Annotated in this window: 1 protein-coding gene; it reads right to left on the minus strand. The window is 43.1% G+C overall.

Annotated elements, in window-relative coordinates:
• A partial coding sequence (locus tag PZH32_RS13015; protein WP_275208677.1) for a glutamine amidotransferase-related protein occupies positions 1 to 299 on the minus strand: 299 nt, incomplete at both ends.

Below are 299 nucleotides of genomic sequence, written 5' to 3' on the forward strand. Positions count from 1 at the left end.
CTTCGTTTGTTCCGTCATTTACGTTTACAAATGCAGGATGAGCAATGTTTTTCTCCTCAAGGTCCTTGGCATCTACTACGTAGCCATGATTCTGGGAAGAGATGTAAACTCTGCCTGTTGTAAGGTCTTTTACCGGATGGTTTCCACCGCGGTGACCATATTTCATCTTATAGGTATCTCCGCCTGTTGCAAGTGCCATCAGCTGATGTCCAAGACAGATTGCAAAAATCGGAACATCGGAATCGTAAAGTTTCTTTACTTCTTTAATAATAGAAGTGCATTCTTTCGGGTCTCCAGGG

This window comes from Adlercreutzia equolifaciens (assembly GCF_029076695.1).
Taxonomy (GTDB): Bacteria; Actinomycetota; Coriobacteriia; order Coriobacteriales; family Eggerthellaceae; genus Adlercreutzia; species Adlercreutzia equolifaciens_A.